The following is a 21,095-nucleotide window of genomic DNA, read 5'->3' as shown; positions in this document are numbered from 1 at the left end:
CGATGACGGACACGACGATCCCGCCCGGCACCACGCTGCACGAACGCGGCGGCCCCTCCCGGCACTCCGCCACGCCGACGCGCACCCGGCGCCGCACGCGCGCCCGGGCCACGGCCGGTTCGGCCCGGATGGCGGCCCTGCTGGTCTCCCCGACGCTCCTCGTGCTGACCGTCGTGGTGCTCTATCCGACCCTCATGGCGCTGCACGAGTCGCTCTACGGACCCAAGGGCCTCGACCCCAGGACCGGCTTCATCCGCACCACCGAGCCCTTCGTCGGCCTGCACAACTACGCCGGCATCCTCGGCGCCGACGGCGCACGGTTCTGGAACGCCTTCGGGAACACCACGTTCTTCACCGTCGTCACCGTGGGACTGGAGACGGTGATCGGTGTGGCCATGGCACTGATCATGCACCAGGCCTTCCGGGGCCGCGCCCTGGTACGGGCGGGCATCCTCGTGCCCTGGGCGGTGCCCACGGCGATCTCCGGCCTGCTGTGGCGATGGATCTTCAACAGCAACGGCGTGGCCAACGCGATCCTCGGACGCCAGATCCTGTGGACCACCGAGGGCTTCCACGCCAAGGTCGCGGTCATCGTCGCCGAGGTGTGGAAGACCGCCCCCTTCATCGGCCTGCTGGTCCTGGCCGGCCTGCAGGTGATCCCGAAGGAGGTCCACGAGGCCGCCCGCATCGACGGCGCCGGCGCCCTGCGGCGGTTCTGGCACGTCACCCTGCCCCTGGTGAAGCCCGCCCTGCTGGTGGCGGTGCTGTTCCGCTGCCTGGACGCACTGCGGATGTTCGACCTGCCCTACATCCTCGTCGGCGCGCAGAAGAACTCGGTGGAAACCCTGTCCATGCTCGCGCAGAACGAGGCCTCCAACGTCCGCTTCGGACCGGCCTCCGCCTACGCGGTGATCCTCTTCCTCTACGTCCTGCTCATCGCGCTCGCCTTCGTCCGGCTCCTCGGCGCCGATCTCGTCGGTGACAGCGAGGGCCGGAAGGCGAACCGGAGGAGGCCGCGGGGCATCCTGGCCCGGCGCCGGACGGGGGTGGCGGCATGACGCGCACAGCGACCTGGCGCACCCGGCTGCTGTACGTGGGAGTCGCCGCGGTGGTGGCCTACTGCCTGGCCCCCTTCTACTGGATGCTGGTCTCCAGCCTCCGGCGCACCTCCGACATCTTCGACACCTCGCTGCTGCCCGCCCCGGTGTCGTTCGAGAACTACCGCGCGGTGTTCGACCCGTCGCAGGGATTCACGCGAGCGTTGCTCAACAGCCTGATCGTGGCGGGCATCACCACCGCTCTGGCGCTGCTGCTGGCCACGTTCACCGCCTACGCGATGGCGAGGCTGGAGTTCCGGTTCAAGCGGCTGATCCTCACGCTGATCATCGCCACGTCGATGTTCCCGGTGGTGTCGATCGTGGTGCCGCTGCTGAAGCTGTTCACCGACATCGGCTGGATCAACACCTACCAGGCGATGATCGTGCCGAGCATGTCGTTCGCGCTGCCCCTGGCGGTGTGGAACCTCACCACGTTCTTCCGGCAGATGCCGGACGAACTGGAACACGCGGCGATGATCGACGGCTGCACCCGCGGCCAGGCGTTCCGCAAGGTCATCGTCCCGCTCGCCGCTCCGGGCATCTTCACCACCGCGATCATCACGTTCATCGCCGCCTGGAACGAGTTCCTCATCGCCCTGTCGATGACGAACAAGTCCGCCATGCAGACGGCACCGGTCGCCATCTCCAAGTTCGCCGGCGCGACCCAGTTCGAGACGCCGTTCGGCAGCCAGATGGCGGCGGGCGTCCTGGTCACCGTCCCCCTGGTGGTGATGGTGCTGCTCTTCCAGCGTCGCATCGTCGCCGGACTCACCGCCGGCGCAGCCAAGTAGCCCCTGTCCCGTACTCCCGAAGGGCCCACTCCACATCATGCCCAGCACCGCACCGTGGTGGCGCAGCGCCGTCATCTACCAGGTCTACATCCGCAGTTTCGCGGACGCCGACGGTGACGGCGTCGGTGACATCGCCGGCATCCGCTCCCGTCTGCCGTATCTGAAGTCGCTCGGCATCGACGCCATCTGGATCAACCCCTGGTACAAGTCACCGATGGCGGACCACGGTTACGACGTCGCGGACTACCGCGCGATCGACCCGTTGTTCGGCACCGTGGCCGAGGCCGAGGAACTCATCGCCGAGGCACACCGGCACGGCATCCGCGTCATCCCCGACATCGTGCCCAACCACACCTCCGACCAGCACGTCTGGTTCCAGGCAGCCCTGGCGGCCGGGCCCGGCAGCCCGGAGCGCGAGCGCTACGTCTTCCGGCCCGGCCGTGGCACCGACGGCGCCGAACCGCCCAACGACTGGGTCTCCTGCTTCGGCGGCCCCGCCTGGACCCGGCTGCCCGACGGCGACTGGTACCTGCACCTGTTCGCCCCGCAGCAGCCCGACCTCAACTGGGAACACCCCGAGGTCCACGCGGAGTTCGAGTCGATCCTGCGCTTCTGGTTCAGCCGGGGCGTGGACGGCTTCCGCATCGACGTCGCCCACGGACTCGTCAAGCACCCCGAGCTGCCCGACCTGCCACCCCGTCAGGAGCCGGCGGTGCTGGGCCCGCTCGCCCCCCGCGAGGCATCGGACGCGCGGCCCCGGCAGCACGTCGACCACCCCCACTGGGACCGCGACGAGGTCCACGACATCTACCGTGCCTGGCGCAAGGTCGCCGACGAGTTCCCCGGCGACCGCTCGTTCGTCGCCGAGGCCTGGGCCGACACCCCCGAACGGCTCGCCGCCTACGTCCGCCGGGACGGACTGCACACCGCGTTCAACTTCGACTTCCTGATGTCCGGTTGGAGTGCGAAGGACCTGCGCGCCGTCATCGACGACTCCCTCGCCATGCTCGGCGCGGTGGGCGCGCCGGCCACCTGGGTGCTGTCCAACCACGACGTCATGCGCCACCCGAGCCGCTACGGCCGCAGGACGGTCAGGCGGTGGACGGCCAACGAGCCGTACCGTCCCGAAGGCCCCGCGGACCTTGCGCTGGGCACCCGGCGCGCCCGCGCGGCGGCCCTGCTCATGCTCGCCCTGCCCGGCGGCGCCTACGTCTACCAGGGCGAGGAGCTGGGCCTGCCCGAGGTCGAGGACCTGCCCGAGCACGTGCTCCAGGACCCCGTCTGGGAGCGGTCCGGACACACCGACCGGGGCCGCGACGGATGCCGCGTGCCCATCCCGTGGTCCGGCAACACGGCACCGTACGGCTTCAGCCCCGAGGACGCGTCCGCCGCACCCTGGCTGCCCCAGCCGGCCGCGTGGGCCGAGCTGAGCGTCGAGGCCCAGACCGGCGACGCCACATCGATGCTGGAGCTCTACCGCGCCGCCCTGCGCCTGCGCCGCGACCACCCCGCGCTCGGCGACGGCACCCTCACCTGGCTGGACGCCCCGGAGGGCGTCCTGTCCTTCACCCGTGACCCCGGTTTCGCCTGCGTGGTCAACCTCTCGCCCGCGGCCTGCCGGCTGCCCGCCCACACCTCGGTCCTGCTGGCCGGCGCGCCCCTCGAAAACGGCCTGCTCGAACCCGACCAAGCGGCCTGGCTGGCGCTGTAGGGCGGATCGCTGGGCCCGCCGCCCCCCGCGGCGCGCCTGCGGCCCACGGCGACCGGAGGTGCGCCCGCCGCCTGGCACGGCTGACGATCTCAGCCGTGACAGGCGGCGGTCGCCAGCTGGACGAAGGAGCGGAGCAGCGGATCGGTGTCGCCCTCGTTCCACGCCACCACCAACGGACTGCGCGCCATGTCGACCAGCGGCACCACGGCAAGGCCCTCGCCCGGCTCGTGGTCCAGAGGAGTCACGCCGACCGTGCCGTTCCAGAGAACGGCCTGCCGGCATTCCTGGATGGCGCGCACCACCGGGCCCTCGCGGGGTTCTCCGCCGTTCCAGTACGACTGCCAGAGGGCATCGGTGCCTTCCGGGAACAGGAACCAGCGGCGGTCGGCCAGGTCGGCCAGCTTCAGACGGGCCCGGCCGGCCAGGGGATCGTCGGCACGCAGGAGCGCGCCCACCGGATCGGTACGCAGCTCGCACACGGTCAGACCGGTCTCGTCGAACGGTCCACGGGTCAGTGCCACGTCGACCAGTCCGGTGCGCAGCCCGCACGTGGGGTCGGTCAGGTCGGTCTCGCGGACGCGGACCTCGACCTGCGGATGCCGTCGGCGGTAGGCGTCGGCCAGCCGCCGTACGCCCGGGTCGGTGCTCTCACCGAGGATCCCGACCGTGATCGCCGCTGAGCCGGCCGCCGCGGTGACGCGGGTGCGCACCCGGTCGGCGTGCTGAAGCAGGGCGCGCGCCTCGTCGAGCAACACCGTCCCCACCGGAGTCAGCGCGACGCCGGCCGAGGACCGCTCGAACAGCGCGGCCCCGACCTCGGCCTCCAACCGCTTGACCGCCCGGCTCAGCGGCGGCTGGCTCATGTGCAGTCGGACGGCGGCCCGGCCGAAGTGGAGTTCCTCGGCGACCGCCACGAAGTACCGCAGCGTGCGCAGCTCCATGCTGCGACGATACCCATACGGTATCGACAGCGCGGAAGAGGTCTTGGACAGGCGCGGTGCCCCGGCCGTGGAATCGACACATGACCGACGAACCGCGGACCAGTGAGCCGACCTCCGACCCCGCCGTATCGGTGGTCGGTCCGGACGACGGCGAGACCATCCTCCTCGGCACCACACGCATGCGCGTCCTCGAGGACGGCAGCACCACCGGGCACCGCCTCGGGATCGCCGAGTCGGTCCTCGCGCCGCACACGGCCGGACCGCCGCAGCACCGCCACGCCCGGCACGACGAGGGTTTCTACATCATCTCCGGCACCGTGCGGTTCACCGTCGGGGACAAGGACTACGACGCCACCGCGGGCACGCTCGTGATGGTCCCGCCCGGCGCCCCGCACACCTTCGCCAACCCGACCGACCGGCCGGCCGTCATGCTCAGCACGTTCACGCCCGACCTGTACGTGCAGTACTTCCGGGACCTGCAGGACATGATGGCCGGCGGCCGGACACCGACGCCGCAGGAGTACGCCCGGACGATGAGCCGCTACGCCACCGAACCCGCCACCGACTTCACCCGACCCCCGGAAACGACGGCTTGTCCGCCCCGTTGAGCCGATACCGCCGTACGGTCTCCGGACTGACTCTCAGCAGGCGCGCGGGAACCCTAGGGGGTCGGGTGCGGCTTCCGGTGCGGTCAGGCGGGGGCGGCGTGCGGGTTGTGGGCACGTACCGCGGCGGCGATCATGCGGTCACCGGCCCGGTCGCGGGCTTCGAGACCCTCGACGACTCCCTCGACGTTCTCCCGCGGCTGGTTCTGGCTGAGTTTGAACTTGCCCTCGACGCGGCTGATGAGCAGTTCGACCCCGACGACGGCACGCAGCTGGTGCTCGATGAACTTCGCGGGGGCCTGGTCGACGGACCAGGGGTCGTCGAAGCCGGCCTCGTGCCGGTCGGTCAGCCGGCGCATCTGCGCTTCGATCCACGCCGGGTCGTCGTGCACGACCAGGTGTCCGTAGACGTGCGCGGTCATGTAGTTCCACGTCGGCACGACGCGATGGTGCTCGCGCTTGGTCGCGTACCAGGTCGGCGTTATGTACGCGTCGGGCCCGCGGACGATGACCATGGCCTCGCCCTGCACCGGTTCGCGCCACTGGTCGTTGGCCCGGGCCATGTGCCCGATCAGGGCGCCGTGCTCTCCGGCGTCCGGGTCGTACTCGAAGGGCAGCAGCGTGGCCAGCAGGCCCTGCGGGGTCATGGTGATCAGGTCGGCGGCTCCGTGGCCGGCCAGCAGGTCACGGACGGCGGCCTCGTCGGGGGCGAAGTGTTTGGGCACGTACATCGTCGATCTCCGTCATTCCTTACAGGGGGTTCTCGCGCAGCCAGGTCAGGACCTGGTGGGCGTGCTCGTCCGGCGGGAAGACCGGGTGGAAGGCGTGCTCGATCACGCTGTCGCGGACGACGAGCGTCAGTCGCCTGAACAGCCTCGTCCCGTCGGCCTCGAAGGTGGGCAGGCCGAGGGCGTCGGCGAGGGCGAGTGCGGGGTCGGAGAGCATGTCGAAGGGCAGGCCCAGCCGCTCCACGACCTCGTTCTGATAGTCGGTGTCCTGGCTGGACAGCCCGTACACCCGGCCCGCGCCGGCTTCCAGGAGGTCCTGGAAGTGGTCGCGGAAGCCGCATGACTCGGGGGTGCAGCCGCGGGCACCGGGGATGGAGTTCCAGCCTTCGGGAAGGTCGGTGCCGGGGCGGCCGGTGAGGGGGTAGACGTAGATCACCGTTCGGCGGGGCCCGAGTGCGTGCAGGCGGACCGCTCTGCCCGCGGTGTCCGGCAGCGCGAGGGGCGGCATCGTCGTACCGGGCAGGTGGGCGGCGGCGCCGTCGTCCGCGGGGACGGGCAGGTCCGCGGGCAGGGTCAGGTGGCCGTCGCCGGCGGCCCCGGCCTCCTTGAGCGGCACGACCGTGCTGCCCCGGTGGGCCGCGACCCGCAGGTTGGTGATCAGTGTCGCCCGGCGCGCCCTCAGCGCCTCGATGCGCTCGGTGAGTTCGTCGATGGCCGCCCGGTAGGTGGCCAGCGAGGAGGGACAGTCGTCCGCGTGCAGGCTGCCCGCGGCCAGACACTCCAGGAAGGGCCTGGTGCGCTCGACGGGGAGGCCGAGGTCGTTCAGGGCCCTGATCTCCCGCACGAGGCGTACGTCGTCCTCGGTGTAGTCGCGGTAGCCGTTGGCGAGGCGCTCGGGTGTGATCAACCCCAGCGATTCGTAGTACCGCACTGCTTTCGTCGTCACGCCGGCCTGACGTGCGAGCTCACTGATCCTCATGCCTCTCACCTCGCTGCCCACACGCTAGACCTTGCCCCCGGGGGCAAGGTCAAGCTCCGGTCCGGTGCGCTGTCCCGGTTGGTCCGGCCGTCGGCGCTCCGTCACCGACGCCGAGACCGCGAGCGCGGACAGCGCCGAGACCGTGCCGCCCAGGACCAGGCTGGAGCGGACACCGAAGGTGTCGGAGACCAGGCCGACCGCGGGAGCGCCGAGGGGCGTGCCGCCGAGCAGGACGAGGAAGTAGACGGACAGCACGCGGCCGCGCAGGTGCGGGGCCGCATGGAGTTGGGTCAGGGCGTTGGCGGTGGTCGTGACGGTGACCGCGGCGTAGCCGGTGGGGATCAGCAACGCCATGAAGGTGACGTAGCCGGGCATCAGGCCCAGCGTGGCCTCCAGCACTCCGAAGACGACCGTTGCCGTGACCAGGCCCCGGGGGGTGGGCAGGCGCCCGCCGTGGGCCGTGAGGACCGCGCCGGCGAGGCTGCCCGCGGCGTAGGCCGCCGAGAGACAGCCGAAGGCGGCGGCGCCGGAGTGGAAGACCTTGACCGCCACGAGGGAGATGGTGACCTGGAAGTTGAGCCCGAACGTGCCGACGACGGCGACGAGAGTCATCGTCAGCAGCAGTTCCGGAGTGGCGGTGATGTGGCGGAACGCCTCGGTCAGGCGGGGCCCGCCGCGCCGGGGCCCGCCGTGCTCGCGCGGCGCGGCGGCCGGAACGGTGATCAGTCCGTACAGGACCGCGGCGTACGAGACCGCGTTGATGAGGAAGACCGGGCCGGTGCCCGCGACGGCGACGGTCAGGCCCGCCGCGGCGGGGCCGAGGATCCGGGCGACGTTGAACTGTGCGGAGTTCAGGCGCACCGCGGCGGGCACCCGGTCCCGGCTGACCAGTTCGAAGACGAAGGCGTTGCGGGCGGGGCCGTCCACGGCGGTGGCGGTGCCGAGGGCGAGGGCCAGCGCGCACACGGACCACGGGCGCACCGCCCCGGTGACGGTCAGCAGCCCCAGCAGCAGGGACTGCACCGCCATGACGGTCTGCGTGACCAGCAGCAGGCGGCGTCGGGGGAACCGGTCGGCGAGGACGCCCCCGGTCAGGCCGAACAGGGTCTGCGGCAGGAACTGCAGCGCGGTGACCGCGCCGACCGCGCCGCCGCTGTTCCCGGTGAGGTGGAGGACCAGCAGATCCTGGGCGGCGCGCTGCATCCAGGTGCCGATGTTGGAGGTCAGCTGGCCCAGCAGAAAGCGGCGGAAGGGCCGCACGGTGAGCGTGTCCAGCGCCGCGCTCGCAGTCCTGCCTCCGCCGCGTCCGCCGACCCGGCGGTCCGTGGTCACGCCGTGCGGCCGGCGAGGGCGTCCCCGACCGGCGCGTCGACGTCGTCGACGTGATGGAAGGTCGGGTGGGGGTGCATCAGGAACTCGTGGTGGGAGATGTTCCATGCGTAGGCGCCCGCCATGGCGAAGGCGATCCGGTCGCCCACGCGCAGCCGGGCGACCATGGCGCGGCGGGCCAGGACGTCCTTGGGCGTGCACAGCTGTCCGACCAGGGTCACCGGCTCGTCGCGGGCCTCCGGACGGTCCCAGGGCCGCCGCCAGGTGTCGTCGGGGACGACCTCGAAGGGCTGGTCGTGCTGCTTCGCGGCGGGGGTCCGCAGGTGATGGGTGCCGCCGCGCAGCACGGCGAAGGCCTCGCCGCGGCTGAACCTGACGTCCAGGACCTCGGTGACGTACCAGCCGCAGTAGGCGGTGACCGAACGGCCCGGTTCGATCCGCAGCGTCAGGCCGGGGTGGCGCTCCAGCGTCCGGCGCAGTCCGACACCGAAGGCCGGCCAGTCGAAGACGGCACCGGGGCGCACGTAGTCGACGCTCATGCCACCGCCGATGTTGACCTCGGACAGCGTGACCCCCTGTCGGTGTGCCCAGCGGTTCGCCCAGCCCATGATCTGTTCGACGAGGGCCAGATGGGCGCGCGCGTCCAGGCCGCTGGCCAGGTGGGCGTGCAGCCCGTGCAGCCGGACCCGCCCGTCGGCGGCGATGATCCGCAGGCATCGGTCCAGCTGGGAGGGGTCGAGGCCGAAGGGACTGGGCCCGCCGCCCATGGCCAGCGCGACCGAGCGGAGCGCCACGGGAACGTTGACGCGCAGCAGGACGTCCGCGGTGCGGTGGCCCAGTACGGTCGTCAGGGTGCGCAGCTCGTGTTCGCTCTCGATGTGCAGGCGCTGCACCCCCGCCTCCAGGGCCTGGGCCAGTTCGGCCGCTGTCTTGCCGGGCCCGCCGAAGGCGATGGGCGCGTCGGGGAAGAGGCCTCGGAGGTGGCGGAGTTCGCCGCCCGAGGCCACCTCGAACCCGTTCACATGCTCGGCGAGGGCACACAGCAGGCGGGGATCGGAGTTGGCCTTCGCCGCGTACAGCAGCTCGACGCGCCGCGGCAGCGCCGCCCGGATCGCGCAGGCGTGTTCACGCAGTCCGGGCAGGTCGTAGACGTAGGCGGGCAGGTCGTCGTCAGCGACCTGCCGGACGTGGTGCAGCAGGGCAGCTCTCACAGGGTCACCTCGCGGGGGAAGTCCACGCCGAGCGGGCTGGTCAGGGGGACATAGGTGGCGTGCCGGTCGGCTTTGCGGGCCCAGCGCAGCAGGAGGTTGGCCTTGGCGGGCAGCGGCACCCCGGAGAGCAGGGCGCGCAGGCGTGGCGGCCCGCCGGCGCTGCGGGCGCAGGCGTCGAGATGGTCGCGGACCACGCCCCACAGCGCCGGCTCCCGTGCCGGGTCGAGGTCGGCGAGGGCGCCGAGTACCTCGGCGACGTGGTTGACCAGGAGACAGTAGGCGACCCGGTTCCAGCCGCGTTCGGCGTCGTAGGTGAGGGGGCCGCGGACGTCCTCGGGCAGGGCGGCCAGCAGGGGCGCGTGGTGGCGGGGGAGGAGCTTGGTGCCCTCCAGGTCGCGGAAGAGCATCTGCGCGGGTGTGCCGTCGGCGTGCACCGCGACGACGACGTTCTGCAGGTGCGGTTCCAGGACCACCCCGTGGTCGAAGTAGGCGGCCAGCACCGGCGGCAGCAGCAGCCGCACATAGCTGTCCCACCACGCCAGTACGTCCCCGGTGCCGCGGGCCAGCAGGTGGGAGACGTGGGCGGCGCTGGTGGGGTACTCGTCCGCGACCGCGGCGGCGAGCAGGGGCGTCACTCCGGGGCGCAGGTGGGTGCGCAGACCGGAGCGGACGACGACACCGAGGCCTTCCAGCAGCGCCGTGTCGCCGTCGGCGGCGAGGGTGCGGTAGCCGGGCTCCGCGAGCAGTGCGCAGCCGGGGAAGCGTTCGGCGAGCCGGGCCATGACGGGCCCCAGCAGGCCGTTCAGGGCGACGGCGCCGGACAGTTCGTAACCGGCGTGCCTGCGGACGCAGTTGGTCAGGCGGACGTTCAGGCTGAACTTCAGGAACGTGTCGGCGTCGGGCTGGTAGAGGGTGCGTACCGATGCCGTGGGCACCCACTCGGGCCCGCTCACGCCCATGTCCTCGACGTCCCCCGCGGCCATCGCCGCACGCAGCCGGTCGTGCCGGCTCAGCAGCCGGAACTGCCAGGGGTGCACGGGCAGCGTCACGAATTCCGGGCCGCCCGGCGGGCACAGCGCCTCGAGTTCGCCCAGATCGCCCTCCTCCTGCACCAGGTGACGGCGAACGGCCAGATGACGCAGGCGGAAGCGGGCGCCGGTCTCCGGCCCGTACGCCAGCCAGTCCACCGGGTCACCGGTGCGGGCCTTCGGCGTGGGATGGAAGCGGTGGCCGAAGACCAGGGACTGTTCCGACGCCACATAGGGGTCCTGCCGCGGCAGCCCGTGGGCGCGGTGCTCCAGGGCGGTGCGGATGGTCTCGCGGCTGTCGGCCACCTGGTCCAGGAACTCTCCGTTCGCCACGCCGGTGCGCAGCTCGAGTTCCCGGTGGACGTGGCCGGCCAGTTCCCGCCAGCCCACCGTGACCCAGGCGCTGTCGTCGCCGAGCCGCTCGACGGGGCCCTGGAAGCGGTGGGCGCCGATCATCGAGACACGACGCAGCCGTGCCCGCAGCAACAGGTCGCGACGGGGCAGCCGCAGCAGGAGGTGGTCGCCGTCGACCGTCACCTGGTGCTCCGGGGCGGACACCTCGCGGATCAGGCAGTTCAGCAGGGTGTGGGCGGTGACGGTGTCCGCGGTGTGCGCCCCGGTGGCGTCGACGGTGTCGGGGGCGGCGGCGGGAAGGGTCATGCGGGAGCTCCAGTGCGTCGTAAGGGGTGCACGAGTCGTCCTTCAGGTCGCCCGTGGAGGTCAGCGGTGACGTGCGAGGGGGTTGGGTACGGCGGTCCACTGCGCCCTGCCGGGGTCGTCCGCCAGACGCATCGCGATGGTCGCCTTCAGCGGCAGGGTGTCGCCGAAGAAGGCCGAGGCGCCCCCGGCGTCCGGCAGTTCGGCGTACACGCGGCGCCCGGCCCGGGCCACCGGTTCCCACAGCGCGGCGGGATCGACCGACCGGGTGCGGGCGAGGACGTCGACCAGCTCGCTGAACACCCCGCTGAGCAGTCCTCCGAACAGCTTGGTGCGCAAGGCGTCGATGTCGTCGCCGGCACGGGTGCCGGCCAGGGGCGGCAGGGTGAATCCACGGGCGGCGAGCCTGCGGGGACTGATGCGCACCCCGTCCAGGTCCCGGTACAGCACCCGCACCGGCCGCCCCTCGCGCAGCACCACCAGGGTGTTCTGGCCGTGGGCCTCCAGCGCCACGCCCATGGACAGCAGCGTCAGCGCGGGTGGCAGCACGAGTTCGGCGAAGTCCGCCAGCCAGCGCACGGGATCGACCGTCACCCCGGCGGCCCCGGTGGCGTGCAGGGCCGTCAGCGGAACGGCGATCTCTCCGGTGCCGAGGTGGGAATCGGTGGATTCCCTGAGCATCGCGGCCAGGCTCGCACACGCCTGCCCGGCCACGCGGACGGCCGCGCCGCCGAGTTCGCGCAGGACCCGCAGCCCGTCGCCGTACCCGGCCTTGTCCACCACCGCGGAGACCAGCTCGGACAGCGGTGGGCCGTCGGCCACCTCCACCGGTGAGATGGTCCGCCGGTAGTTGGTGACCTGGACGTCGAGGGCGGTCTTGATGTGGCAGCCCGCAAGGCCGGCCACGGGCGCCAGGGTGCGCAACGACAGCAGTGGCCGGGCCGGGATCGTCCGCCGGAGCGTGGCGAGCTCCGGGTGGCGCACCAGGACGTGGTCGCGCTGCCAGGGGTGGACCGGGAGCAGAGGTGTGTCGCCGTCCCGCAGTTCCTCGGGCCATGTGCCGGTGCCCTGCCAGCGGTCGGCGGGCACGGGCAGCAGCGCCAGCTGGACCACCGGACGGTGCTCGGGCGCGTAGGCGAGCACCTCGGCGACGGACATGCCCGTACGGGTACGGCAGCACGGGTGCTGAGGGTGGCCGTCGACCACCGCCTGTTCGGCATCGACCGCGTCACGCGGCGCGGCGGCGCCCCGGCCGTTCGCCGCGCGGGCGAGGGCGAGGTTCACGACGCTGTTGTCGAGCTCCGCCGCGAGCCGCTGTGCGGCGGACGTGTGCAGCCCCAACTGCGCGAGCAGCGCCGCCGGTTCACGCAACGGACCGTCCGGTCCGGACACGGCGAAGTCCTCGGGCACCGCGGCGAACCGCTGGGCACAGGTGTCGGCCGCGGCCAGCCGTACGCCGTCGCGAAGCGTCACGATCAGCGTCCCCGCCTCTCGCCGGCGGGCGGTCACGCCGGTGAGGGGTTCCCGCGCGAGGGCGCCCCAGAGCCGGCCGAGCACGGTGGCCCGCGCTCCCGGCAGCGCTGCGGCGAAGGGCTCCACGAGTTCCGGGCGCACCCGGCGCAGCTCGTCGATCGTCGTGTCGAGGGCCTGGGTCGGCATGGCGCATTCCCGGATGTCGGTGGAATTTCCTTCTTCGGACCCTAGAAGACCTCGGGTAAACGAGAATCCAGCGCGCATCAAGGGGCTGCCGCAAAGGGGTGCGGTCGAATTCCGGGAAATGGGTCATCCGTCGATCCGTGTCCCCGGGCGCCGAAGCCCCGGCACGATCAGGGAAGATTCCCAGCCCTTAACCCTCTCCTCACCGCACCCTGTCAATGCGCTGTATGTCTGCGGTCATTCATACAGCAAGACGGAAATTCACCGGGATGGGCGAACACTCCGGCGATTGCGGCGCACGCCCCGGCGGTCGTTTGTGAGCCTGGCGGTATGCACGTCTTGCTGATCGAGGACGACGACCGGGTGGCCGAACCGCTGGCGGAAGGTCTGCGTCGCTTCGGGTTCACCGTGGAACACGCACGAACCGGCGCCGGTGGCCTGGCCGCCGCGGAGCCGGGGATGGTCCTGCTGGACCTGGGGCTGCCCGACATGGACGGCATCGACGTCTGCCGGGCACTGCGCGCTCGTTCGTCGGTGCCGATCATCATGATCACCGCCCGGGACTCCGAGACCGACCGGGTACTCGGCCTCGAACTGGGCGCGGACGACTACGTGTCCAAGCCGTTCGGGGTCCGCGAGCTGGTGGCGAGGATCCGGGCCGTCACCCGCCGGGCCCGGACCGTGCCCCTCGACGGCGGGGACTCCGTCACGGCGTCGTCCGCGGGAGGCGTTCCCGGAGTCCGCGCCGCCCAGCGGATCGGCCCCCTGAGCATCGACCGCAGGACCCGGCAGGTACGGGTGCACGAGGTGCCGATCGCCCTGGCGCCGAAGGAGTTCGACCTGCTGGTCTGCCTCGCCGAGGATCCCGGTGCCGTCTGCTCGCGCCAGCAGATCCTCGACACGGTCTGGGAGCCGGACTACTTCGGTCCCACGAAGACGCTCGACGTCCACATCGCCGCGCTGCGCCGCAAACTCGGCGACCCCTCCTGGATCGAGAACATCCGCGGCATCGGATTTCGTCTGACCCCACCGGCCGGCCCACGCACCGACTCCCCGGCACCGTGTGAGCCATGGCGGGGAGCCCGGTGATCCGCCGCCTGCTGTTCAGCTACCTCAGCCTGATGCTCCTCGTGCTGCTCGCCCTCGAAGTGCCGTTCGGCTTCGTCTACGCCCGCAGTGAGCTGAACCGCTTCTCCAACACGGCGCAACTGGGCGCCGTCACGCTCGCCGGCGTGTGCGAGGAGAAACTCGAGCACGGACTGGTGTCGGACCTGCCCGACCTCGCCCGCGGCTACGCGCTCCGCACGGGCAGCAGCGTCGTCGTGACCGACCGCAAGGGCACCGTCCTCACGGACACCGCGGACGCGTCGGCCGTGGGAACGAACCTCGCCTCCGCACCGGACATCGCCACCGCACTGGGCGACCGGCCCGCCACCGGGATCAGCGAAGACCTCGTCCCCGGCAGGAAGGTCCTGTACGCGACCGTCCCCGGCACGTCGAACGACGGCGCCCCCTGCGTCGTACGGTCGCTGTACTCGATGGCTCCGCTCGCGCGGAAGGTCCACGCCACATGGGTGGTGCTCGCGCTCGTCGCGCTGGGCGCCCTGGCCGTGGCCGCCCTGATCGGCTTCGCGTTCGCCCGCTGGATCACCCGGCCCCTGCGGGACCTGGAACAGGCCACCGCGCAACTTGCCGACGGCCGCCTCAGCAACCCGCCCGCGGCCGACCGCGGGCCGCCGGAACTGCGTCGGCTCGTCGCCTCCTTCACCCGCACCGCGACCCGGCTGCAGCACCTGCTCCACGCCCAGGAGGCGTTCGCCTCCGAGGCGTCGCACCAGTTGAAGACGCCGCTGACCTCGTTGCGGCTGCGCCTGGAGAACTTCGAGCCCCACCTCGCGCCCCGCGCCCAGGCCAGCCTGAACGAAGCGATCGGTGAGGTGGGCCGGCTCAGCCGCATGGTCCAGGGACTGCTCGCCCTTGCCCGGCTGGAGAACGCGGCGACCACACCGGAGACCGTCGACCTCGACGCCGTCGTCGCCGAACGTGCGGCGATCTGGAGCGCGTTCGCCGGTGACCAGCACGTCGGCATCACCGTCGGCGGCACGAGAGTAGGGACGGTGTGGGCGGTCGCGGGTGCACTGGAGCAGATCATCGACAACCTTCTCTCCAACGCGCTGGGAGTGTCCCCTCCCGGCACCGTCATCACCCTGCGGACCGTCATGGCACCGGCCGAGGGCGGCCGTACGGCGCCGCTGGTCGAGCTGCATGTGATCGATCAGGGGCCAGGCATGAGCGAGACCGACCGAAAGCGTGCCTTCGACCGGTTCTGGCGTGCCGCCGACGCCCACCACGACGGCACCGGCCTGGGCCTGCCCATGGTCCAGCGCCTCACCCACGCAAGCGGCGGCGAGGTCAGGCTGGAAGCCACTCCCGGCGGCGGACTGGACGCCGTCGTCCGGCTGCGCGCCGCCCCGCCCGCCCGCACCCGCTCCACCGCCCACCGCAGGATTCCTCCGCTGCGTGGCCATGGGGCGACCGGAAGCCTGGGACCCGTCTAGCCGGTCGAGCCGAAACGGGTCAGGACGGTCAGCGTCGGGCGCATGTTGCGCACCCCCGGCAGGCCGAAGCACGGGCCACACCACGCCGAAGTACACGCCGCGTCCCCGGGGCAGCGGCAGTTCCCGCACCTCGGTGACGGCCGGGTGCGCCGTGCCGGCCCTGTGCAGTTCCCCGGCGTCGAGCGCCCAGGGCATGGGCGGAGTGACGTACCCCTGTGCCGCCTTCATCGCGCCGCGCAGGGTGCGCTCGCTGAACCACCGCGGCACCACGTCGAAGGCCAGCGATCCGCCGGGGAACGCTTCCGCGCAGCCGGCGATCAGCGGCCGCACCTCGGCCGGGCGCAGGTACATCAGCAGACCCTGGGCGGTGACGAGCACGCCGTGCGACGGGTCCACCTCGTCCCGCCAGGACAGAGCCAGTGCGCACGTCCGTTGTCGACCCGCCAGAACTGCCTCTCCAGCCCTTCGGCGAGCGTGACCACCGTGCCGCAGGAGAGGCCCGCTGGTGGAGACTCCACAACAGCGTCTCGGGAACGCCCCCCAGCTCGATACGCTGCCGCCCGTCCCGGTCCATCGCGCCTCCCCCCTGACTGGCCGCGGACAACGTGTTCCCCGCCGTGCTACTCGAGCGTCTCAGCCCGGTCCTGCTCCCCGACGGGCAGGCTCACCGGACGGCGGCCCAGCGGCTGTTGCGGCTCCGGGCGCGCGGGCGCGGGGGGCACCGGGCGCTCGACCGGTTCGTCGGTGGTCAGGGTCGTGGGCTCCCCGTGATGCAGCACGACGAGCGGCTCGCCCTCCACCAGGTGGTACCGCGCGCGGGTCTGGCTGACGTCGACCTTCAGCCTGCGTCCGCGCACCAGCACGGTGAACGCCACCCTGGCCAGCGCTTCCGGCAGGCGCGGTGTGAACGCCAGCTGGTCCGGCTTCCCCTCCTCGCCGATGTACCGCCGCATCCCCCCGAACCCCGCGACCAGCGCGATCCAGGTTCCGGCGAGGGAGGCGATGTGCAGCCCGTCACGGGTGTTGTGCTCCAGATCGTCCAGGTCCATCAGTGCGGCCTCACCGAGGTAGGCGTAGGCCAGCCGCAGATGGCCGGTCTCGGCGGCGAGCACCGCCTGGAAGCACGCCGACAGGGAGGAGTCGCGGACGGTCAGCGCTTCGTAGTAGGCGAAATTGCGGGCCTTCTGCTCCTCGGTGAAGATGTCCGGGCACTCCATCATCGCCAGCACCAGGTCGGCCTGCTTCACGACCTGCTTGCGGTACAGGTCGAAGTAGGGGTAGTGCAGCAGCAGCGGGTAGTGCTCGGGCGGGGTCGACTCGAACTCCCAGCGCTGGAAGGTCGTGAAACCGGCCGACTGTTCGTGGACGCCGAGGGACGCGTTGTACGGCACCGCCATGCGGGCCGCCGCGTCCCGCCACGCCGCGGCCTCCTCGTCGTCGACGCCGAGTTCCGCGGCTCGCTCGGGGTGACGCACCACCACATTGGCCGCGGCCACCAGGTTCTGCCGGGCCATCAGGTTGGTGTACAGGTTGTCCCGGGCGAAGGCGCTGTACTCGTCGGGGCCGGTGACCCCGTCGATGTGGAAGACGCCTTCCGCGTCATGGTGACCGAGGGAGCGCCACAGCCGGGCGGTGTCCACGAGGAGGTCGAGCCCCTCGGTACGCTCGAAGTCCTCGTCTCCGGTCACCGTGACGTACCGTACGACGGCGATGGCGATGTCGGCGTTGACGTGGAAGGCGGCCGTGCCGGCGGGCCAGTAGGCGGAGCACTCGGCGCCGTCGATGGTCCGCCACGGGAACGTCGCTCCGGCCAGCCCGAGTTGGCGCGCGCGCTCCCGTGCCGCCGGCAGCGTCCGGTGCCGCCATCGAAGCGCCGACGCCACGGTCTCCGGCGCGGTGAACGTCAGCACGGGCAGCACATAGGACTCGGTGTCCCAGAAGGAGTGCCCGTCGTACCCGGTACCGGTCAGGCCCTTCGCGGGAATCGCCCGGTTCTCACCGCGGGCCGCCGCCTGGAGCACATGGAAGAGGGCGAACCGCACCGCCTGCTGGATCTGCGCGTCGCCCTCCACCTCGACGTCCGCACCGGCCCAGAACCGGTCCAGGTACGCCCGCTGGGCGGCGACCAGCCCGTCCCAGCCGGTGCTGACGGCGGCCGCCACCGCCCCGTCCACCTGATCGTGCACGGCCGGCAGCGAACGCTCCCCGGACCAGCCGTAGGCCACGAACTTGACCAGCCGCAGCGGCTGTCCGGGCACCAGGTCCGCGGTCACCGTCAGCCGGCTGACGTCGGGTTCGCTCTGTGCGGTCCAGCGCGTGCTCCCGGGTCCCTCGACGATGTGGTCGGCCGCCGCTCCCACCCGCAGCGCGCTGCGGTCGGTGCGGTGCACGAGCCGCAGCCGGGTCTCCTGCGCGAAGTGCTCCTCGGAGACCAGCGGGGACTCGGTCGCCGCGGCGACGCGCGGGTCGCCCTCGAAGTGGGGCAGCTGCGCGTTGGCGACGAGTTCGGACTGCACGGCCACCGTGGTCGGCCCGTCGACCGGCTCCACCTCGTACACCACCGCGGCCACCGCTCGCTGCGTGAAGGACACGAGCCGGCGGGAGGTGATCCGGACGGTGCGGCCGCCGGGCGAGGTCCACCGCGCGGTCCGGCTGAGCACACCGGAGCGGAAGTCGAGAACCCGCTCGTGCGCCAGCAGCCGGCCGTAGCGCAGATCGCACGGATGGTCGTCGACGAGCAGCCGGATGATCTTGCCGTCGGTGATGTTGATCATCGTCTGGCCGGACTCGGGATACCCGTAGCCCGCTTCCGCGTACGGCAGCGGATGCCGTTCGTGGACGCCGTTGAGGTAGGCGCCGGGCAGTCCGTGCGGTTCCCCCTCGTCGAGGTTCCCGCGCCACCCGACGTGCCCGTTGGACAGCGCGAAGACCGATTCGCTCTGGGCGAGCACATCGAGATTCAGCTCGGTCTCGCGCAGGCACCACGGCTCGACCGTATAGCTGGGATGAGTGATCACCGGGACTCCAGAAGCTCAGCCAGGTCCCGGACCACCACATCCGCCCCGTGCGCCCGCAGCTGTTCCGCCTGGCCCACCCGGTCGACCCCGACGACCACGCCGAACCGTCCCGCCCGGCCCGCCTCGACGCCGGCCAGGGCGTCCTCGAACACGGCCGCCTCGTCCGGGGCCATGCCCAGCACGCGCGCCGCCTCCAGATAGGTGTCCGGGGCGGGCTTGCCGCGCAGCTGACGCTCGCGTGCCACCACCCCGTCGATCCGCTCGTCGAGCAGGTCCTCGATCCCGGCCGCCACCAGGACGTCCCGGCAGTTGGCGCTGGACGACACCACCGCGCAGCGCAGGCCGGCTTCCCGCACCGCGTGAACGAAGCGGACCGAGCCCTCGTACGGTTCCACGCCGTCCTCGCGGATCCGCCGCAGCACCAGGTTGTTCTTCCGGTTGCCCAGCCCGTTCACGGTCTCCGCCTCCGGCGGGTCGTCCGGCGACCCCTCGGGCAGGTGCACACCACGCGCCGCGAGGAACGTGCGCACCCCGTCCTCACGGGGGCGCCCGTCCACGTACTCGTCGTAGTCGTCGACCGCGTCGAACGGTACGAACGCGGTCCCCTCACGGGCCGCGCGCTCACGGAGATAGCCGTCGAACATCTCCTTCCAGGCGGCCGCGTGCACTTTCGCGGTCTGGGTGAGCACCCCGTCGAGGTCGAACAGGCAGGCACGGACGTGAGCAGGAAGCCCCAGCATGCCGCCGAGGTTAGAAGGCGGCCGCGGTCCCCGGCGGCAGGACACCGCCCGGCGGGCCGGAAGACACCCGGTCGGTGGAGAGCCGCTGCCTCTGAGGTTCCTCAAGTGATGTGGCGGACGGAGAAGGCGGCAGGCACAGTGATCCACATGAAGGCATTCACGGGGCTGACCAAGAAGCACGACGCCGTACTGCTCATCCGGGACTCCGACCTCGTCGCGGCGACCCTGCGCCAGGCGCTGACCGAGGCGTCCCCCGAGGAGCGACCGGGCCTGGAACGCGCCGCCGCGCTCGTCGAGTCCACGGCCGCCGCCACGGACACGCAGCTGCGTGCCCGCTGGGTCCGCTCCCGGCTGGACGCCGTCGGCTTCACCGGGGACATCGCCTCGATCGCGGCGCTGAAGGAGCTGCGCCAGGCCGAGCCGGCACTGAGCCTCCTGGCGGCCGTGCAGCTGCAGAAGGACGCCGTGGCCCACCCTGAGTGATCCGGTACGCGTCGGCGGGGCGCGCACCGGTGGTGCGGGAACGGACACGTTTTTGGCCGTGGTGCGTCAGCCCCGCACCGCCCCGTACGCCGGAGCCGTCCTCGGGGCCCGGCGGGAACGACGCTCCGGGCGCCACGTGGCGACGAGGGCGGCCGCGAGGAGGAGTTCGGCGATGTCACCGCCGTAGTACATGATCTCCGCGCCGCCCTGGACCTGAGGGATGGGGGCACGGATGTCGACCCAGAACCCGCCGTACATGAGCTGGGCGATGACCGCGTGCACGGCGATGGCACAGCCGAGGCAGACCAGCCGGGCCCGTACGCCGAGGCGGCCCGGAGCGGGGTCGGGACCCGCGATGGCGTGCGCGAACAGGCAGCCGGACAGCAGGAAGTGCGCGTGCAGCAGCCAGTGCCCGGCCGGATGGACCATGGCGGTGTTGTAGAGCGGCGTGAAGTACAGCACCGCGAGACTGCCGGTGGACAGCAGCAGGGCCACGACGGGGTGGGCGAGCAGACGGGCCGGACCACTGCGCAGGAACACGGCGAGGCCCCGGGCGCGCGGTGCGGGCAGGGCACGCAGCAGGAGCGTCACCGGGGCACCGAGCACGAGGGCGAGCGGGGCGTACATGCCGATGAGCAGGTGCTGGGCCATGTGACCGCGGAAGTCGCCGTGGGCCAGGGGAGCGAGGGGCGGCAGCAGGGCGATGGCCGACAGGGCGAGCCCCGTGGCGAAACTGACGGAGCGCCAGGCGCTCCAGCTTCGTGCGGGGTTGCGGCGCCGCGCCCTGCGGACCAGGCACAGATAGAGGACGCCGCACACCAGCAGGCCCAGCAACGGCAGCAGGACCTCCACCGCACCGCTGCCCTCCGCGTGCCGCATGTGCTGGCTGCCGTGGCCCATCAGCCGGCCCGTCCTGCCCGCCCGGTACCGGCGGCCAGTGGCTCGAAAGGCCGTCCACCGCGCTGGAGCAGCCAGCCGCCGGCGACCAGCAGCGCTCCCAGGGCGAGGAAGCCCATGTCCCACCAGAGCTGGTGCGGCCCGCCGCGGACGTGGTGGATGCCCAGGATCTGGTGGTCGATGATCCCCTCGACGAGGTTGAAGATGCCCCAACCGGCCAGAATCCAGCCCCACAGGACCCGTGAGGCCCACACCTGGCGCCGGCCGGACGTCACCCGCGCGTAAAGGACGGCGAGGCCGGTGAGCACCGCGACCCAGCACACGGTGTGGAAGATTCCGTCCCACACGGTGTTCATCTCCAGTCCGGAGACGGTGTGCGGGTCGTAGTACTTCACACCGATGTGGTCGTGGTTGGTGCTGGTCAGCATGTGGTGCCACTGCAGCAGCTGGTGCAGCAGGATGCCGTCGACGAACCCGCCCAGCCCCACCCCCAGCACGATCCCCGGCAGCTGAAGGCTCGGCGGCGTGGCATCGGCTTGGGTTCCGTCCACGGTGGTGGCCATGGGCTTCCTTCCTTCGGCGTCCGCTGTCCCTCCCATGAGCTATCAGCTCCCCGGCCACCGTGGCCCCACCACCGTCAGCCATTCGCAGACGAGACCGTCCCCCG

Annotated in this window: 18 protein-coding genes; 7 read left to right on the top strand and 11 right to left on the bottom strand. The window is 72.0% G+C overall.

Features of this window, described 5'->3' with window-relative positions; all coding sequences use genetic code 11:
• Window positions 1–2: 2 nt before the first annotated feature.
• From ACZ7HQ_RS11605 to ACZ7HQ_RS11595, 3 genes are read left to right on the top strand one after another with little or no spacing between them, the layout of a single operon-like run.
• Window positions 3–1,058 carry a carbohydrate ABC transporter permease gene (locus tag ACZ7HQ_RS11605; protein ID WP_470987397.1) on the top strand — a complete coding sequence of 352 codons (1,056 nt, stop codon included), beginning with the start codon at window positions 3–5 and terminating at the stop codon, window positions 1,056–1,058.
• Window positions 1,055–1,888 (top strand): carbohydrate ABC transporter permease, encoded by an 834-nt coding sequence (locus ACZ7HQ_RS11600; protein ID WP_470987395.1) that lies wholly within the window; start codon window positions 1,055–1,057, stop codon window positions 1,886–1,888. The genes ACZ7HQ_RS11605 and ACZ7HQ_RS11600 overlap by 4 nt, the downstream gene beginning before the upstream one ends.
• Before the next feature lie 37 nt (window positions 1,889–1,925).
• Window positions 1,926–3,599 carry a glycoside hydrolase family 13 protein gene (locus ACZ7HQ_RS11595; protein ID WP_470987394.1) on the top strand — a complete coding sequence of 558 codons (1,674 nt, stop codon included), beginning with the start codon at window positions 1,926–1,928 and terminating at the stop codon, window positions 3,597–3,599.
• A gap of 89 nt (window positions 3,600–3,688) precedes the next feature.
• On the opposite strand, the gene ACZ7HQ_RS11590 is transcribed toward ACZ7HQ_RS11595, so the two are convergent.
• Complete coding sequence (locus ACZ7HQ_RS11590; RefSeq protein WP_470987393.1) at window positions 3,689–4,540, bottom strand: LysR family transcriptional regulator; 852 nt, start codon at window positions 4,538–4,540, stop codon at window positions 3,689–3,691.
• 80 nt (window positions 4,541–4,620) lie between these two features.
• On the opposite strand from ACZ7HQ_RS11590, the gene ACZ7HQ_RS11585 reads away from it, so the two are divergent.
• Window positions 4,621–5,148 carry a cupin domain-containing protein gene (locus ACZ7HQ_RS11585; RefSeq protein ID WP_470987391.1) on the top strand — a complete coding sequence of 176 codons (528 nt, stop codon included), beginning with the start codon at window positions 4,621–4,623 and terminating at the stop codon, window positions 5,146–5,148.
• 83 nt (window positions 5,149–5,231) lie between these two features.
• Here ACZ7HQ_RS11585 and ACZ7HQ_RS11580 read toward each other — a convergent pair whose 3' ends face one another.
• From ACZ7HQ_RS11580 to ACZ7HQ_RS11555, 6 genes are read right to left on the bottom strand one after another with little or no spacing between them, the layout of a single operon-like run.
• Complete coding sequence (locus ACZ7HQ_RS11580) at window positions 5,232–5,876, bottom strand: FMN-binding negative transcriptional regulator (protein WP_470987390.1); 645 nt, start codon at window positions 5,874–5,876, stop codon at window positions 5,232–5,234.
• Between the two features lie 19 nt (window positions 5,877–5,895).
• The gene (locus ACZ7HQ_RS11575) at window positions 5,896–6,852 is read right to left on the bottom strand and encodes a MerR family transcriptional regulator (protein WP_470987389.1); all 957 of its coding nucleotides are present in this window, start codon (window positions 6,850–6,852) and stop codon (window positions 5,896–5,898) included.
• 24 nt (window positions 6,853–6,876) lie between these two features.
• Window positions 6,877–8,184, bottom strand: a complete 1,308-nt coding sequence (locus tag ACZ7HQ_RS11570) for an MFS transporter (protein WP_470987387.1) — start codon at window positions 8,182–8,184, stop codon at window positions 6,877–6,879.
• A complete protein-coding gene (locus ACZ7HQ_RS11565; RefSeq protein WP_470987385.1) occupies window positions 8,181–9,392 on the bottom strand; it encodes a type III PLP-dependent enzyme in 1,212 nt (403 codons plus the stop codon). The genes ACZ7HQ_RS11570 and ACZ7HQ_RS11565 overlap by 4 nt, the downstream gene beginning before the upstream one ends.
• Complete coding sequence (locus ACZ7HQ_RS11560) at window positions 9,389–11,080, bottom strand: IucA/IucC family protein (protein WP_470987384.1); 1,692 nt, start codon at window positions 11,078–11,080, stop codon at window positions 9,389–9,391. Before ACZ7HQ_RS11560 ends, ACZ7HQ_RS11565 begins: the two co-directional genes overlap by 4 nt.
• A gap of 60 nt (window positions 11,081–11,140) precedes the next feature.
• Entirely contained in the window at window positions 11,141–12,736 is a 1,596-nt protein-coding gene (locus ACZ7HQ_RS11555; protein WP_470987382.1) for an IucA/IucC family protein, read from the bottom strand.
• Window positions 12,737–13,063: 327 nt separating this feature from the next.
• Here ACZ7HQ_RS11555 and ACZ7HQ_RS11550 point away from each other — a divergent pair, with 327 nt between their 5' ends.
• Together ACZ7HQ_RS11550 and ACZ7HQ_RS11545 are read left to right on the top strand one after the other, a co-directional pair.
• Window positions 13,064–13,822: a response regulator transcription factor gene (locus ACZ7HQ_RS11550; RefSeq protein ID WP_470987381.1), complete on the top strand. Its 759-nt coding sequence runs from the start codon at window positions 13,064–13,066 to the stop codon at window positions 13,820–13,822.
• Entirely contained in the window at window positions 13,804–15,291 is a 1,488-nt protein-coding gene (locus ACZ7HQ_RS11545) for a sensor histidine kinase (protein ID WP_470987379.1), read from the top strand. The genes ACZ7HQ_RS11550 and ACZ7HQ_RS11545 overlap by 19 nt, the downstream gene beginning before the upstream one ends.
• Before the next feature lie 620 nt (window positions 15,292–15,911).
• Here ACZ7HQ_RS11545 and ACZ7HQ_RS11540 read toward each other — a convergent pair.
• Window positions 15,912–18,308, bottom strand: a complete 2,397-nt coding sequence (locus tag ACZ7HQ_RS11540) for a glycoside hydrolase family 65 protein (protein WP_470987377.1) — start codon at window positions 18,306–18,308, stop codon at window positions 15,912–15,914.
• Entirely contained in the window at window positions 18,305–19,048 is a 744-nt protein-coding gene (locus ACZ7HQ_RS11535; protein WP_470987375.1) for an HAD family hydrolase, read from the bottom strand. The genes ACZ7HQ_RS11540 and ACZ7HQ_RS11535 overlap by 4 nt, the downstream gene beginning before the upstream one ends.
• Window positions 19,049–19,195: 147 nt before the next feature.
• Between ACZ7HQ_RS11535 and ACZ7HQ_RS11530 the strand changes: the two genes are divergently transcribed.
• Window positions 19,196–19,531, top strand: coding sequence for a hypothetical protein (locus tag ACZ7HQ_RS11530; RefSeq protein ID WP_470987373.1), 336 nt, complete (start codon window positions 19,196–19,198; stop codon window positions 19,529–19,531).
• A 66-nt stretch (window positions 19,532–19,597) separates the two neighbouring features.
• On the opposite strand, the gene ACZ7HQ_RS11525 is transcribed toward ACZ7HQ_RS11530, so the two are convergent.
• On the bottom strand, window positions 19,598–20,431 hold the full coding sequence (locus ACZ7HQ_RS11525; protein ID WP_470987371.1) for a cytochrome c oxidase assembly protein: 834 nt from the start codon (window positions 20,429–20,431) through the stop codon (window positions 19,598–19,600).
• Window positions 20,431–20,991 (bottom strand): DUF2243 domain-containing protein, encoded by a 561-nt coding sequence (locus ACZ7HQ_RS11520; RefSeq protein ID WP_470987369.1) that lies wholly within the window; start codon window positions 20,989–20,991, stop codon window positions 20,431–20,433. The genes ACZ7HQ_RS11525 and ACZ7HQ_RS11520 overlap by 1 nt, the downstream gene beginning before the upstream one ends.
• Window positions 20,992–21,095 lie beyond the last annotated feature (104 nt).

This window comes from Streptomyces sp. NPDC037290, from assembly GCF_055603245.1.
The sequence above is the reverse complement of the archived record's forward strand: the minus strand, read 5'-3'. Positions and strand labels throughout refer to the sequence as shown.

Bases quoted from the DNA above. Each gene is read 5' to 3' on its own strand.
- ACZ7HQ_RS11535 (WP_470987375.1), bottom strand. From the start codon at position 19,048: ATGCTGGGGCTTCCTGCTCACGTCCGTGCCTGCCTGTTCGACCTCGAC.
- ACZ7HQ_RS11605 (WP_470987397.1), top strand. From the start codon at position 3: ATGACGGACACGACGATCCCGCCCGGCACCACGCTGCACGAACGCGGC.
- ACZ7HQ_RS11585 (WP_470987391.1), top strand. From the start codon at position 4,621: ATGACCGACGAACCGCGGACCAGTGAGCCGACCTCCGACCCCGCCGTA.
- ACZ7HQ_RS11555 (WP_470987382.1), bottom strand. From the start codon at position 12,736: ATGCCGACCCAGGCCCTCGACACGACGATCGACGAGCTGCGCCGGGTG.
- ACZ7HQ_RS11545 (WP_470987379.1), top strand. From the start codon at position 13,804: ATGGCGGGGAGCCCGGTGATCCGCCGCCTGCTGTTCAGCTACCTCAGC.
- ACZ7HQ_RS11520 (WP_470987369.1), bottom strand. From the start codon at position 20,991: ATGGCCACCACCGTGGACGGAACCCAAGCCGATGCCACGCCGCCGAGC.
- ACZ7HQ_RS11600 (WP_470987395.1), top strand. From the start codon at position 1,055: ATGACGCGCACAGCGACCTGGCGCACCCGGCTGCTGTACGTGGGAGTC.
- ACZ7HQ_RS11595 (WP_470987394.1), top strand. From the start codon at position 1,926: ATGCCCAGCACCGCACCGTGGTGGCGCAGCGCCGTCATCTACCAGGTC.
- ACZ7HQ_RS11530 (WP_470987373.1), top strand. From the start codon at position 19,196: ATGAAGGCATTCACGGGGCTGACCAAGAAGCACGACGCCGTACTGCTC.
- ACZ7HQ_RS11560 (WP_470987384.1), bottom strand. From the start codon at position 11,080: ATGACCCTTCCCGCCGCCGCCCCCGACACCGTCGACGCCACCGGGGCG.
- ACZ7HQ_RS11575 (WP_470987389.1), bottom strand. From the start codon at position 6,852: ATGAGGATCAGTGAGCTCGCACGTCAGGCCGGCGTGACGACGAAAGCA.
- ACZ7HQ_RS11550 (WP_470987381.1), top strand. From the start codon at position 13,064: ATGCACGTCTTGCTGATCGAGGACGACGACCGGGTGGCCGAACCGCTG.
- ACZ7HQ_RS11580 (WP_470987390.1), bottom strand. From the start codon at position 5,876: ATGTACGTGCCCAAACACTTCGCCCCCGACGAGGCCGCCGTCCGTGAC.
- ACZ7HQ_RS11525 (WP_470987371.1), bottom strand. From the start codon at position 20,431: ATGGGCCACGGCAGCCAGCACATGCGGCACGCGGAGGGCAGCGGTGCG.
- ACZ7HQ_RS11590 (WP_470987393.1), bottom strand. From the start codon at position 4,540: ATGGAGCTGCGCACGCTGCGGTACTTCGTGGCGGTCGCCGAGGAACTC.